Here is a 13,325-nt window from a genome sequence, read left to right as displayed (position 1 = left end):
TGCCGGCATGCTAGGACGCGATTCGCGGCGTCGTCAGTCGTTGATTTTGCTTAAGTGCATATGACGAATGGATGTCACACGCCGGGCGTCATGCCGGCCCCGGTGGGGTCGACGTGCCAGGCGGGCGGCGGCAGCGCGCCCTGCCAGCCTTCGGCCTTGTGTTCCCCGGAAACGTGGGTGTACACACCGCCGCGCACGTTGAACACCGCCGTCAGGCGCATGAATCGGGGAGAGACCGCCGCGACGAGATCATCCAGGATCATGTTGGTCACGGCCTCGTGGAAGTGCCCTTCGTCGCGGAAGGACCAGACATACAGCTTCAGCGCCTTCAGCTCCACGCATAGGCGGTCCGGGATGTATTCCAGGTAGAGCGTGCCGAAATCCGGCTGGCCCGTCTTCGGGCACAGGCAGGTGAACTCGGGGATCCGCATGCGCACACAGAAATCGCGCTCGGGGCGGGGGTTGTCAAAGGTTTCCAGCTCGCGGGTGGGGCGCGTGGTCATATTCGATCCCGTAGATGCGGGGCCGCCAATCAGGGGCCATCGTCGCAATATCTTAAACTAGGGTTACAAGGTCGCCGGAGGCACTGCCCCGGCACAGTCATTTTCCCGTGCTGGTGCGCTACAGGCCGGATGCGTCTCTCCCAGATCAAAGTTGCGGGCTTCAAGTCCTTCGTCGACGCCACCTCCTTGCCGTTGCCGTCGAATCTGACGGCCGTGGTGGGGCCGAACGGCTGCGGCAAGTCGAACATCATCGACGCCGTGCGTTGGGTGCTGGGCGAGTCCAGCATGAAGACACTGCGCTCGTCCTCCTCGGAGGACGTCATCTTCAATGGCTCGCGTTCGCGCAAGCCGGTGGGGCGCGCCTCGGTCGAACTCACCTTCGATAACAGTGACCAAACGCTGCAGGGGCCGTACGCGCATTACAACGAGGTCTCCGTGCGGCGCGAGCTGACGCGCGACGGCCAGTCGCAGTACTTCCTCAACGGCGCCAAGTGCCTGCGGCGCGACGTCGTGGACCTGTTCCTCGGTACCGGCCTGGGCGCGCGCTCCGGTTACGCCATCATCGAGCAGGGCATGGTCTCGCGCATGATCGAGGCCAAGCCGGAAGAACTGCGCCAGTGGCTGGAGGAAGCGGCGGGGATCTCGCGCTATCGCGAGCGTCGGCGGGAGACCGAATCCCGCATCAAGAGCACGCGCGAGAACCTGTCGCGCGTCAACGATCTGCACGGCGAGGTGGAGGCGCGCGCCAAGGCGCTGGAGCGCCAGGCCGAGAACGCCCGCAAATACAAGCAATACCGGGAGGAAGAATCCAAGCTCAAGGTGGAGATCCACTTCCTCAACACGCGCGACACCGAAGCCCAGTGCGAGGCCGCCCAGCAGCAGGCCGCCGCCTGCGACAGCGCGCAGCAACGCGCCCGCGCCACCCTCAACACCAGCCGTGAGGCCCGTCTACGTGCTGAAGTGGAGCTGGAATCCGCTCGCAACCAGTTCAATGCCGCGCAGAGCGCGCATTACAATGCCGAGGCCGAATACGCCCGTGCCGAACAGGGCCTGCGCCACGCCCGCCAGCTGGCGGACATGCGCGACCGCGAGATTGCCTCATTGGGCAGCGAGCGCGACAAGGCCCAGCAGGAACACCGCACCGCCGTCGAGGCCGCACAGGCCGCCGCCCAGCGCGAACAGCAGCTCAAGGCCCAACTCGAGCAGACCACCCATCGGCTGAAGGAGGCGCAGCAGGCGCTGAGCCATGCCGAACAGATTGTGGAAACCCACGGCCAGGCCTTGCAGACGCACGACGCGCAGAGCCGCGAGCCGCTGCAGGAACTGGCTGGTGAGCGCGCCCGCCTGCGCGAGCGCGAACAGACGCTCCAGCAGCTTGCCAAGCGCGTGGAGCGCCTGGAGGCGGAGCTCCAGGCCACGCCGGAACCGGACCGCAACAGCCTCGATGCTGCTCAGACCGCGACCCGCCAGGCCGCCACCGCACTGGAAAAAGCGCGCGCCGCCGCCGAGAGCGCCGAACAGAAAGCCGAGCAGTGCGAGGCCGCCCGTATCGAAGCGCAGTCCACGCTGGCGGAGGCGCGTAGCAGCCACGCCCAGCTATCCAGCGAGCACGCCTCGCTGAAGACGTTGCAGGCCGCTGCGCTGGGCGAAGACGACAGTGGCCTCAATGACTGGATACATGTGCTCGGGCTGGGCGATGCCGCCCGTCTCGGCCAGCGCATCCGCGTTGAAGAAGGCTGGGAAGGGGCGGTCGAACACGTCCTCGGGCAGCTGCTGCAGGCCCCCATGGCTGCCGATCTGGTGGCGGCTGCCGCACAGGCCGCCGAGGCCCCGGAATCCGGTGCGGCCGTGGTGGCCGAAGCCGAAGGTCAGCGCAGCGAGCACGGGTTGGGCGCCAAGGTCACGGCACCGCCGGCCATCCAGGCGCTGCTGTCGCGCATCGGCTGTGCCGAGGACGCCACCGACGCCGAGCGTCAGTTGCAGGCGCAGACAGAGGCCGGGTTCAGTGTCATCACGCCCGATGGCGTCTGGCGTGCGCGCGGCTGGCTGCGCACGCCACCGCGTGGCAGCGGCGGCGGCGTCATCGCCCGTAGCCGCCGTCTGGAGCAACTCGACATTGAACTCGCCCAGGCCTCGGAGCGGCTTCGGGCGTCCGAGGCCGCGGCCGAAGCCGCGAGCCGCGCCCAGAGCGAAGCCGCGGCGGCCCGACGTGCGACGGCACAGGAAGCCGAGCGTGCGCGCGAAGCCCATGCGCGCGCCCAGTCCGCCGAACAGAAGGCGCAGCGCGCCTTCGACGAGCAGACCGCCAAGCGCCAGCGCGTGGTCGAGCAGCGTGAGGAGGTGCGCAAGGAACACGCCGAGCGCAGCACGGATGTGGAATCCCTGCGCGCGACCCTGGCCGAACTCGAAAGCCGCGCCCAGCAGCTCGCCAGCGAGCGCGAATCCCTGGCGCAGGCCGAACGAGAGGCGCGCCAGCAGCGCGACCAAGCGCGCAACGCCGTGGCCGAGGCCCAGCGGGCGGAGTCCGATTTGCAGGCGCGGCTTGCTGCCGCGCGCAGCGAGAACGAAGCCGCCGCCAAGCGCGCCGAGGAATTCGCCACCCGCGCCGGCCAGCTCGCCGAGACGCTCGCCGCCCGCGAGCAGCAGCCGGAGCAGGACAACGCGGTCAAGGAAGCGGAGATCGTGCTGGCCACGACCGACGCCCGCCAGAAGCAGACGCGCGAGGCGTTGGCAGAAGCACGCCGTGCGCAGGAAAGCTGCGAGCAGACGCTGGCCACGGCCCGCCAGGAAGAACAGAAGGCGCAGGCTGCCGCCGACGAGGCGCAGGCTGCCCAGCAGGAAGCCCAGCTCAATTACCGCAGCCTGGACGCCCAGCGCCAGACCCTGGCCGCGCGCTTCGAAGAGTTTGGCGTTACCCGCAGTCAGGTGGCGGAAAAGCTGGAAGAGGGGGCTGAAACCGCGGCCTGGCAGGAGCGCCTGGAAAAGCTGCAGCGCCGCATCGAGCGGCTTGGTGCGATCAATCTCGCCGCCATCGATGAGCTCTCCGAGACCCGCGCGCGGGCCGAGGAACTGGCCACGCAGCACAAGGACATCTCCGACGCGCTGGAAACCCTGGAAGAAGCCATTCGCAAGATCGACCGCGAAACGCGCTCACGCTTCCGCGAGACCTTCGACCAGGTCAACGAGCGCTTCGCCGCGCGCTTCCCGCGTCTGTTCGGCGGCGGTGAGGCCGCCCTCGAACTCACCGACGAGGATCTGCTACAGGCCGGTGTGCGCGTCATGGCGCGGCCGCCGGGCAAGCGCAATACCTCGATTCATCTGCTGTCGGGCGGTGAAAAGGCCATGACGGCCGTCGCCCTGCTGCTGGCGCTGTTTGAACTCAACCCGGCGCCCTTCTGTTTGCTCGACGAAGTCGATGCGCCGCTGGACGACGCCAATGTGTCGCGCTTCTGCGATGTCATCCGCGACATGTCCGACAGCGTCCAATTTGTCATCATTACCCACAACAAGATCACGATGGCGCTGGCTGATCACCTGCACGGCGTGACCATGGCCGAGCCCGGAAGCTCGCGCCTCGTGAGCGTGGATGTACAGGAAGCCGCCAGCCTGGCCGGAGAAGCCGCTTGACTGCACTGCAACTGTCTCTACTCATCCTGGCGCTGGTCGTCATCGCCGCGGTCGGCTTTGTCAGCTACCGGCGCAGCGAGGCGCCGCGCAGCGCCCACCGCAAGGCGCCACGGGTCGACGGCCGGGAAGAGCAACTGGATCTGCTCGGTGAAGGCAGCGCCGCCGGCCGTTTCGATGAATTCGGTGTTGGCGAGCCGCGCCGCGCGGGTGGCTATTCCGCCAGCCCGCAGCCGACCCCTAGCGCTGCGGCACCCGCATCGCAGGAGGAGGAAAAGATCGTCTCCCTCTTTGTGTTGCAGCGTGAAGGCCAGCCTATTCCCGGCACCACCATCCACCGCCAGTTGCACGCGCTGGGCCTGGAGCCCGGCGAACGCCTGACCTACGAGCGCCGTGTGGGCGGCGTCACCTGGTTCCACGTTGCCAACATGCGCAAGCCCGGCGTGTTGGATCCGGGCGAGGCCGACCAATTTGAAACCCCCGGCCTCAGCCTGTTCGCGCTGCTGAATTCGGCCGATGACCCGGTCGTGGCCTTTGACGACCTGGTGGAAACCGCGCAGCGGTTGGCGCAGAGCCTGGACGCCGTGGTGCTGGACGGCCAGCGCCGGCCGCTGGAATCCAGCGGCATCACCGAGCTGCGCGAAGACGTCCGCGACTGGCACGCCAAGCGGGCATGAGCACGTCGCCCGCGGAGCGCGCAGAACAACTGCGCGAGACCATCCGCGCGCACGACCGGCGCTACTACCAGGACGACGCGCCCACTATCAGCGACGCCGAGTACGACCGACTCTTCCGCGAGCTGGTCGAACTCGAAGAAGCACACCCCGAGCTGCAGGCACCGGATTCCCCCACCCAGCGCGTGGGCGCGCCGGCCTCGGACGCCTTCACCCCGGTCACCTTCGCCGTGCCCATGCTCTCGCTGGGCAACGCCTTCGATGCCAACGAGGCGCGCGAATTCGACCGCCGTCTGCGCGATGTGCTGGGTGTTTCCCAGTGCGATTACGTGGCCGAGCCCAAATTCGACGGCGCGGCGGTGTCGCTGCTCTATGAAAACGGCGCCTTCACGCGCGGCGCCACCCGCGGCGACGGCCGCACCGGCGAGGACATCACCGCCAATTTGCGCACCGTGCAGGACCTGCCGCTGCAGCTGAAAGGCGAAGCACCGGCACGCATCGAAATCCGCGGCGAAGTCGTCATGCCCAAGAGCGCCTTCGAGCGCATGAACAACGACCTGGCCAAGCGTGGCGAGAAGCGCTTCGTCAATCCGCGCAACGCCGCCGCCGGCAGCCTGCGCCAGATCGACCCCAAGATCACCGCCAAGCGCCCGCTGTCCTTCATGGCTTATGCCGTGGGTGCCGGTGCGGACGAGCTGGCCATCAAGACCCAGCGCGAACTGCTCGACCAGCTTCAGGCCTGGGGCTTCCAGGTCAGCCCGCATGCCAAGCTGGCCAAGGGCATCGACGCATGCCTGGCGCACTACGACCGACTCCTGGCCACGCGCGCCGAGATGGAAGTCGAGATTGACGGCGTCGTCTACAAGCTCAACGAACTCGCCGCACGCGAGGAAGCCGGCCATCTCGCCCGCACGCCGCGTTGGGCCATCGCCCACAAATTCCCGGCCGAGGAAGTGGAGACCATCCTCGAAGCCGTGGAATACCAGGTCGGTCGCACCGGTGCGGTGACGCCCGTTGCCCGCCTCAAGCCGGTCTTCGTCGGCGGCGCCACCGTCTCCAACGCTACCCTGCACAACGCCGACGAGCTCGAACGCAAGGACGTGCACATCGGCGACGCCGTCATCGTGCGCCGGGCAGGGGACGTCATCCCCGAAGTCGTGCGCGCTCTGCCGGAAAAACGCCCCAAAGGCGCGGAAAAGCCGCAGATTCCGAGCGAATGCCCGGAGTGCGGCGCCCACGTCGCCCGCCCGGAAGGCGAAGTCGTCGCCCGCTGCACCAACGGCCTGGCCTGCCCGGCGCAGCGACACGCCGCCCTGGCGCATTTCGTCTCCCGCCGCGCGATGGACATCGACGGCCTGGGTGACAAGATGCTGACCCAGCTACTGGCGCGCGACCTCATCCACACCCCGGCGGACATCTATCACCTCAAGGCCGAAACCCTGCGCGGCCTGGAGCGCATGGGCGCCAAGTCCGTCGACAACCTGCTCAAGGCCATCGACGCCAGCAAAGACACCACGCTGGCGCGATTCATCTTTGCGTTGGGCATCCCCGACGTCGGCGAAACTACCGCTCAGGCACTGGCCGAACACTTTGGCGATATCCAGGCGCTGCGAGACGCCGCACTGGCGGACGACGGCACCCGCGACCTCAGCCCCAGCAGCAAGCGCTTCCCCCAACTGCAAGCCGTGCCGGACGTCGGCCCGGTCGTCGCCAGCGAAACCTGCGACTTCTTCAAGGAACCGCATAACCAACAGGTCGTCGACGAACTGCTCAACGCCGGCATCCACTGGCCCGAACCCAAGCAGCCCAAAGGCGAAGCCCTGGCCGGCCTGCGTTTTGTCATCACCGGCACGCTGCCCGACGTCAGCCGCGACCAGGCCGCCGAAATCATCAAAAGCCAAGGCGGCCAGGTCTCCAGCTCCGTCTCCAAAAACACCGACTATCTCCTGGCCGGCGAAAACGCGGGCAGCAAGTTGGAGAAGGCGAGAAGTTTGGGCGTGAACGTGATCGACTGGGACCAGCTCCAGAAGATGCTGGGCTGAACCAGCCCAATACGCATTTCCCAAAGGGCAATCTTTCGCCGGCGCATCCAACGTGGACGCGTAATAGCCAGCTAAGAAAACCGGGCGAAGGGCTGGCTACACCACCCCCCAAGAATCCCCTCTCCCCATCCAAGGGGGAGAGGGCAGGGTGAGGGGGTAGCCAGCGCTAGCTGGCCAAAAGCCGCCGAGCGCCCCGATAGCGCCAAATCACAAAGTTAAGCCGGCCAGCCTCTGAAGGTTTTCATGCGAGACCCACGCCATGCTGCGGCCGAACCTCCCAAAACAACGGAGACTTGTGACTTTCAGGTACACACGCTGTAAGGTCACTAGAGAAATATTCTGCTAGGCGTAGGCGGATGCCGCATCCCATGAAAGCGGATGAAGTAGCGGATCCAGTACCAGTAGGTCTTCTCTGTGCGCAGGCTGTAGCGCTGGGTTCGCATCACCCCACGAAGCTGCTCTCTCAACCGAGGGGGCCGAGTATGTCCATCCATGGCGGATCTCACGAGTACTGTACGCCTGTACAGTATGATTCATGAGCAAAATGCCGCAGTCAAACGAATACGGTCGGTAGCAGACAGAGGTGCGCTAAGTGTAGGAAACAACAAGATAAATGCCTAGCTTATGGCCAGCGGTCCACCGGAACTATGAAGCGCGCAACATGATGCAATCATGCAGCGTGCGATCCAATCATTGTTAGGCACATATACTAAGGTGTTCCATGTCGATATCTTTTGGCACTGCCAGTCTTCTCCATACTGTATCCAGTTATATCCTAATACTGGGCGTGATTCTCACGGCAATCGGAACGATCGGCCAGCTATGGATGGGGTACATCAAGGAAGATTACCGACAAACTGAGATTGCGGAAGCAAGGACTGCAGCTCAGGAGTCTGGTGAGCGTGCCCAAAATGCCGAAGAAGAGGTGCAGAGAATTCAAGCACCAAGAAGATTAGACTCCGAAGTACGGGGGGAGGTTTTAGAGCAGTTATCTGCATTCTCCGGGCAGGAGTTTACTGCTGTAATTGCACCTTCCGGTTTTGATGTTAGGCCTCTTTGGATTGCCCTTGATAAGTTACTTCGGGAAGCAGGTTGGAGTCGAGCGAAGCCGGCCGGGTTGGCGAGTGGCGACCCACCAGCCGGTATTGCTATTGAATCTCAACCTGGCGTACAAGTGGTGATTGACCGACAGCATTACGAAATAGTCGGGGAGGCGGCGCTTGTGCTAGTGGACGCGTTGAATAAATTAGGTGTAGAAGCAGCCCCTGGTTTTGGCAGAGACCACAAAGAGAAGCGAGACAACATCATTACTCTCCGTATTGGGCCGAAGCCACAATAATGAAATGCTGTGGTGTCCGAAACTTGGTCGATTGCTGGGCGGCCGAAGTGCCTAACCAGTTGCTGCACACGGATAAATTACTCGCTGAGCTCCTAATTTACCGGTGAGCAAGTCGTTAGGCCGCAAGACAGGAGGCGTATGGGACGACTGATCGTATCGATGAACGTGTCACTCGATGGCTACATCGAGGCACAAGGGCATGACGATGGGGCTTGGCTTCGCATCGACGAGGAGGTGCACCGCGCTTTTAATGAGCTTGCGGTACGCGCTGACGCGTTCCTATATGGGCGCAAGGTTTACGAGGTGATGATTCCGTATTGGCCTGATGCCGCTGAAGACCCGACGAAGCCTGCTTATGAACGCGAATACGGGCGGCTATGGGTGGAGAAGCGGAAAGTGGTCGTTTCATCAACTCTGACGGGTCCGGCCTGGAACACCCGCGTGGTGGCGGCTGACGCAATTAAAGGGGTTGCGCACCTGAAGCGGGAGACGGAGGGCTATTTGTTGTGCTACGGGGGCGCTCAGCTCGTGACCGCGTTGCAGGAGCACGGTTTGGTCGACGAGTACGCCCTGTTCATGCACCCGGCTGCGCTAGGAGCTGGCGTGCCCTTTATCCGCCGGACCGTTTGTCTCAAGCTTCTCGACGTGCGACGGTTTGAACTCGGAGCGCTGGGGCTCCGCTACTCAGTCGATGCCCACGTTTCGTCTCCGTAACGGGGACTCCAAGGATCCCCGATGACCACTCAGTTGCGGCCTAACATCAGCATGCAGCGGACGGCGCAAAGCGCCGCCGCTGATGCTGGGTGTTAGCTTTCAGAGGTGAGCAATGGAGCCAATTGAAGCGTACAACGACACTGCGGCTCGAGCTCGAAGATTCGTGAAGCTTCACGATGGCTTGATCAATACTCGGCAGCGTCGAATACGGCAAGATTGGAAGGCATCGTTTTGTCGGTTAATGCACTGGCCCCAAGGCTCGAACATCGATCGGGTGGATAGCGCAGATGCAGTTCTGATTCTTCGTGATGGATCCGGGTTGGAGCCAGACGATTTCAGCTCAGAAGCCTTGGCTGACATGCTTCGTGCCGCAGTCGTTTATGGCGTAAGTGCATTGGATCGATACATCCACGAGCGTGTAGTCCAGAACATTGTTGCAGCGCTGAAGCGAACGCCACGAACCAAACAGCAGGAAGATTTCTCGATTCCTGTGACCACGGCGATTCAAATTACTGAAGCGATGTCGCGTGCCAGGCGCGCGGGCCAGAATGTGAGGCCGGCGAATGAGGTGAGGAAGAAGGTGCAAGAGCTGCTTCACCAGCGGCCGTTTCAAAGCTGGAGAGAGGTCGAGTACGCGTTCAAGCTTCTGGGCATTACGAATCTTGCCGGCCAACTGCAGGGGGCTATGGGCCTTGGCGACATATCACCCGTTCGGAACCAACTAAATCAGATTGTGGCGCGACGAAACCACATCGTTCATGAGGGTGACATTGTCAGGCATCAGCGCGGTGGAAATCTGAGGCCTCGGGAACTACAGCCTGCGTTCGTCAACCAATCTCTGGACTTCTTGGATGATTTCGTCGGTCATCTGGAGCAGGTGGCTTGAAAGCTAACAAATCGTTGCAGCGGACGTTTGACCCGCCGCCCATTTTTGCTGCCGCAAAAACGGTCGTCGCCTCAAACGCCGCTGCACTCAGGCGTTGGGCGACAAGAAAGGCTTGGAGAAAAACTTGAATCAGTTGGTTGAAAACGAAATCAAGGACCTGATCAAAGTCGGAGAGAAGCTTGTATCTGACGCTGCGGTATCAGGCGATTACCTGCCTCATGATCGGGTGCAAGAATTAGTCTCTATCACGGCGCGTGGGGGTCAACTCATCACCCGGCTTTATGGCTCGGAAAGTCACTACTTTGAGATGTTTAAAGCCTCAACCAGCATCCCAGGTTTCAACGAGATGCACAGCAATCATTATCGGCATGTGAGCGATGTGGTTGGTATGTTCAAAGCCGTTGCGCACGACATTGAAACAGGCATGTTGCGAAATTTCCGCAGCGTAGTGCAGGCTGAAATATTTGCAGATTTCCTTGAAATGGCGGAACACCTGCTGAACGAAGGGTACAAGGACGCGTCGGCTGTAGTTCTCGGCGCAGTGCTTGAGGATTCACTACGAAAGCTAGCTGATGCTAACGGTGTTCCAACAGCCGGCTCATCAGGAAAGCCCCTTACAATTGATCCACTGAACGCGGCTCTGGCAAAAGGCGGGATGTACGGCCCACTGGTTCAAAAACAAATCACATCGTGGGCAAATCTGAGAAACGACGCCGCTCACGGCCACTTCGGAAATTACGATAAGGCTCAGGTTCAGCAGATGTTGCTCTTTGTTCAAAAATTTTGTGCAGATTACCTGCAGTAAAGGTGGGGTTGTCGCCCAACAAAGTGTTGCAGGTGACATTTGACCCGCTGCGCATCCTTGCTGCCGCACGGCTGCACATCGCCTCAAATGCACCTGAACACAGCCGTTAGGCGAAAATCGAGGATCAGCTATGAAGAACCAGAAGCCGTTGTCTTCGAAAAACCACCAAAACCGATTGAAGACCATCAACTCATTGAAGAGTGGATTGCGAATGCCAAACCTGCTCTCAATTCAATTGTGTCCGAACTGGACAGGCTCATTCTGCAAGAGCTTAGGAACCCGCGGTTCGCCATTAAGTGGGGCAAAGCGTATTATGGTTCTGAAGACTTTGGTTGGTGTATAGAGCTGGTAGCCTATGACGTTTCTGTTAATATCGTATTTATTAATGGCAGTCAACTCAAAGGGCCACCGGAACTTGGGGACGAAACACGTTATGTGAAAATCAGAAATATTGAAGAGGCTAAATCTGGCCAAGTTACTGAGTGGGTCAAGCAATCATGTCAAATGCCAGGGTGGTCTCGGTGACCTCGCCTAACAAGGCCATCAAATTCGCTCCCTTCGGTCGCCGGACGCTCGCAAGCTCGCGCCGTTTATGGCGACGTTAGCTGCCTGATGGAAAAATACTGCATATCCTCACACGACTATCTGCGGCGAGCATGGTCCTGTCTGGACTCTGCCGGGCCTGAGTCCCTGTTCTATGCAGCGTTTGAGCTCCGGTGTGGCATTGAGGCCAGGATGGGCGAGTATCTGGAAGTCTGGGACCATATCTCAAAGAAAAAGAAGAAGGGCTGGCGCATAGCTGAGACGCACCGAAATCTCGAAGAAGCATTTCGCTCAGGGAACAAGGTCGTGCGTTGGGCGGTGCATGATCGGGCCAAGGATAAGTTGCACGTCAGCCTCTATCACACCCCGGTAACGACCAGGCTGCGGAAGGACGGCGAAAAACTCGGAAACTATCTGCACTCTATGAAGAAGCTACGGGAGCCGAACGACCAGTGGTGGATAAGGTTCAAGACCGAGCTAACCGATACAGCAGCGCGTTTGAAAGTGGCCACCACCGGCACGCTGCTCGGCCCCCCGATGATTCGTTCTGGCACCGGGCACGTCGACATGAAGATGGAGGTGCCCCCTGGGACCGACCCGGAAACCCTCATGAGCCGGATGGGTTGCCGGGGTGTAGAAATGTCGATAAAAGTCAATTATCTGAACGCATTGCCAGAGCCGATTGAGCCAGAGGCCATTGTATGGTGGGACGGCAGCTAACATTTCGTTGCAGCGGACGTTTTACCCGCCGCCTCAAACGCCGATGGACTCAGGCGTTAAATTGCTCGTTTAAAGGGGGGCGCGATGGCTAAACTTTGGATCACTTACGCTTGGGCCGACAATGAAGCTCAGGACGTGGACTATCTCGCTCAAGAACTCGGAAGCTCCGGCTTGAAGATCAAGCTGGATCGCTGGAATCTAGGGGCGGGTAAACGCTTGTGGGAACAGATAGAGAAATTCATTTGTTCCTCTGATGAATGTGATGCCTGGGTTCTGGTGGCTACGGAAAACAGCTTGGCCAGTGAACCTTGTAAGGAGGAGTTTGCGTATGCCCTTGATCGAGCGCTTAAGTCTCGGGGGCGAGCCTTCCCGGTCATAGGTCTTTTTCTCTCAGACGTTGACGATTCCTTAATACCAGCCGGCATTCGCACGCGTTTGTTTGTAAGTGTCACCGACCCCGACTGGAAAGAAAGAATAGTTGCTGCAGCCGAGGGGCGTCAGCATGTCGCTGACCGGCCGAACATTGAGCCATATTTTATGAAGGTTCACGCTCCCGAGGGGCAGCAGGACAAATATGCTATCGAAGTCCGCCCTAGGGCGGGCGTTTGGGCTCCATTCATTGCCGCCGTCCCAATGGCGGAAAAAGAAGCACTGAACCCAAGCATCGTGGTGGGGCCTCGCGGCTTACCCACAGGAACAGGGATGCTGACCAATTGTGGCAGCGGCCCAACGCCTGACGAGAAATATTGGGTTATGAATGCCGGAAACCAAGCAACCCCGACCATGAGCTATTACATTTGGTGTAATAAGCTGCCGACCGAACTGATTTTCGGGGTGAACGGTGGAAAGCCACAATTTCATCTACGCTTGGGTGCATTCACAATCTAACAATTCGTTGCACCGGACATTTGAGCCGCTGCCCATTTTTGCTCCCGCAAAAACGGTCATCGCCTCAAATGCACCTGAACGTGGGCGTTATGCCTAGGGGGTACGAAATGGATAAATACCTTATTACTAAAGAAGAAATTGAAGACTTCGAGGGTACTTCAAAAGTTCATTTTCTCAATGACAATGCAAGGCGAATTAATAAATCGCTCGGTGATTTGACGGGGTTAAAAGGGTTTGGGTTTCATTTAATTGAGATAGAACCTGGTCATGAGTCAACTGAGTTTCATAAGCACTATCATGAGGATGAGTGCGTTTATATCCTTGAAGGAACAGCGGAAGCTTTTATTGGCGATCAGAAATTCAGTGTTAAGGCTGGAGATTTTTTAGGCTACCGTGCTGGAGGAGATGCCCACACACTATATAACAACAGTTCATCAATTCTAAGGTGTATTGTTGTCGGCCAGCGCTTGGATCATGATGTTGGGGATTATCCAAAATTGAATAAGAGGATTTATCGCAATAAAGAATTGGCGTGGAATTTGGTTGACATCGATCAGATTGAAACGCCGACTGGAGGAAAAAAATAG

13 protein-coding genes are annotated in these 13,325 nt (G+C 60.3%); 11 read left to right on the top strand and 2 right to left on the bottom strand.

All coding sequences use genetic code 11. The annotated features are described in order from the left end of the window. Positions 1-74 precede the first annotated feature (74 nt). On the bottom strand, positions 75-503 hold the full coding sequence (queF, locus tag ACOOFO_RS11050; RefSeq protein ID WP_420426826.1) for a preQ(1) synthase: 429 nt from the start codon (positions 501-503) through the stop codon (positions 75-77). A 129-nt stretch (positions 504-632) separates the two neighbouring features. On the opposite strand from queF, the gene smc reads away from it, so the two are divergent. The 3 genes from smc to ligA are packed head-to-tail and all read left to right on the top strand — an operon-like array spanning position 633 to position 6,843. After that, positions 633-4,130: a chromosome segregation protein SMC gene (gene smc / locus ACOOFO_RS11045; RefSeq protein ID WP_420426825.1), complete on the top strand. Its 3,498-nt coding sequence runs from the start codon at positions 633-635 to the stop codon at positions 4,128-4,130. Next, positions 4,127-4,804: a cell division protein ZipA C-terminal FtsZ-binding domain-containing protein gene (locus ACOOFO_RS11040; RefSeq protein ID WP_420426824.1), complete on the top strand. Its 678-nt coding sequence runs from the start codon at positions 4,127-4,129 to the stop codon at positions 4,802-4,804. Before smc ends, ACOOFO_RS11040 begins: the two co-directional genes overlap by 4 nt. Continuing rightward, on the top strand, positions 4,801-6,843 hold the full coding sequence (ligA, locus tag ACOOFO_RS11035) for an NAD-dependent DNA ligase LigA (protein ID WP_420426823.1): 2,043 nt from the start codon (positions 4,801-4,803) through the stop codon (positions 6,841-6,843). Before ACOOFO_RS11040 ends, ligA begins: the two co-directional genes overlap by 4 nt. A 326-nt stretch (positions 6,844-7,169) precedes the next feature. On the opposite strand, the gene ACOOFO_RS11030 is transcribed toward ligA, so the two are convergent. Beyond that, a complete protein-coding gene (locus ACOOFO_RS11030; RefSeq protein WP_420426822.1) occupies positions 7,170-7,337 on the bottom strand; it encodes a phage integrase N-terminal SAM-like domain-containing protein in 168 nt (55 codons plus the stop codon). Positions 7,338-7,564: 227 nt separating this feature from the next. Here ACOOFO_RS11030 and ACOOFO_RS11025 point away from each other — a divergent pair, with 227 nt between their 5' ends. The 8 genes from ACOOFO_RS11025 (at position 7,565) to ACOOFO_RS10990 (ending at position 13,325) form a co-directional block, all read left to right on the top strand. Further along, the gene (locus ACOOFO_RS11025) at positions 7,565-8,182 is read left to right on the top strand and encodes a hypothetical protein (RefSeq protein WP_420426821.1); all 618 of its coding nucleotides are present in this window, start codon (positions 7,565-7,567) and stop codon (positions 8,180-8,182) included. Positions 8,183-8,320: 138 nt separating this feature from the next. Beyond that, entirely contained in the window at positions 8,321-8,896 is a 576-nt protein-coding gene (locus ACOOFO_RS11020; RefSeq protein WP_420426820.1) for a dihydrofolate reductase family protein, read from the top strand. 163 nt (positions 8,897-9,059) lie between these two features. Next, positions 9,060-9,782, top strand: coding sequence for a hypothetical protein (locus ACOOFO_RS11015; RefSeq protein WP_420426819.1), 723 nt, complete (start codon positions 9,060-9,062; stop codon positions 9,780-9,782). 124 nt (positions 9,783-9,906) lie between these two features. Then, complete coding sequence (locus tag ACOOFO_RS11010; RefSeq protein WP_420426818.1) at positions 9,907-10,587, top strand: hypothetical protein; 681 nt, start codon at positions 9,907-9,909, stop codon at positions 10,585-10,587. A gap of 39 nt (positions 10,588-10,626) precedes the next feature. Then, positions 10,627-11,112 (top strand): hypothetical protein, encoded by a 486-nt coding sequence (locus ACOOFO_RS11005; RefSeq protein ID WP_420426817.1) that lies wholly within the window; start codon positions 10,627-10,629, stop codon positions 11,110-11,112. Between the two features lie 210 nt (positions 11,113-11,322). Next, a complete protein-coding gene (locus ACOOFO_RS11000) occupies positions 11,323-11,850 on the top strand; it encodes a hypothetical protein (RefSeq protein ID WP_420426816.1) in 528 nt (175 codons plus the stop codon). Between the two features lie 84 nt (positions 11,851-11,934). Then, positions 11,935-12,738 (top strand): toll/interleukin-1 receptor domain-containing protein, encoded by an 804-nt coding sequence (locus tag ACOOFO_RS10995; RefSeq protein ID WP_420426815.1) that lies wholly within the window; start codon positions 11,935-11,937, stop codon positions 12,736-12,738. A 107-nt stretch (positions 12,739-12,845) separates the two neighbouring features. Then, positions 12,846-13,325, top strand: coding sequence for a cupin domain-containing protein (locus ACOOFO_RS10990; protein ID WP_420426814.1), 480 nt, complete (start codon positions 12,846-12,848; stop codon positions 13,323-13,325).

The organism is Algiphilus sp. (genome assembly GCF_965216485.1).
Lineage (GTDB): Bacteria > Pseudomonadota > Gammaproteobacteria > Nevskiales > Nevskiaceae > Algiphilus.
The sequence above is the reverse complement of the archived record's forward strand: the minus strand, read 5'-3'. Positions and strand labels throughout refer to the sequence as shown.

Excerpts from the sequence above, each read along its gene's own strand:
- queF (WP_420426826.1), bottom strand. The coding sequence starts at position 503 with ATGACCACGCGCCCCACCCGCGAGCTGGAAACCTTTGACAACCCCCGC.
- smc (WP_420426825.1), top strand. The coding sequence starts at position 633 with ATGCGTCTCTCCCAGATCAAAGTTGCGGGCTTCAAGTCCTTCGTCGAC.
- ligA (WP_420426823.1), top strand. The coding sequence starts at position 4,801 with ATGAGCACGTCGCCCGCGGAGCGCGCAGAACAACTGCGCGAGACCATC.
- ACOOFO_RS11030 (WP_420426822.1), bottom strand. The coding sequence starts at position 7,337 with ATGGATGGACATACTCGGCCCCCTCGGTTGAGAGAGCAGCTTCGTGGG.
- ACOOFO_RS11025 (WP_420426821.1), top strand. The coding sequence starts at position 7,565 with ATGTCGATATCTTTTGGCACTGCCAGTCTTCTCCATACTGTATCCAGT.
- ACOOFO_RS11020 (WP_420426820.1), top strand. The coding sequence starts at position 8,321 with ATGGGACGACTGATCGTATCGATGAACGTGTCACTCGATGGCTACATC.
- ACOOFO_RS11000 (WP_420426816.1), top strand. The coding sequence starts at position 11,323 with ATGGGCGAGTATCTGGAAGTCTGGGACCATATCTCAAAGAAAAAGAAG.
- ACOOFO_RS10995 (WP_420426815.1), top strand. The coding sequence starts at position 11,935 with ATGGCTAAACTTTGGATCACTTACGCTTGGGCCGACAATGAAGCTCAG.
- ACOOFO_RS10990 (WP_420426814.1), top strand. The coding sequence starts at position 12,846 with ATGGATAAATACCTTATTACTAAAGAAGAAATTGAAGACTTCGAGGGT.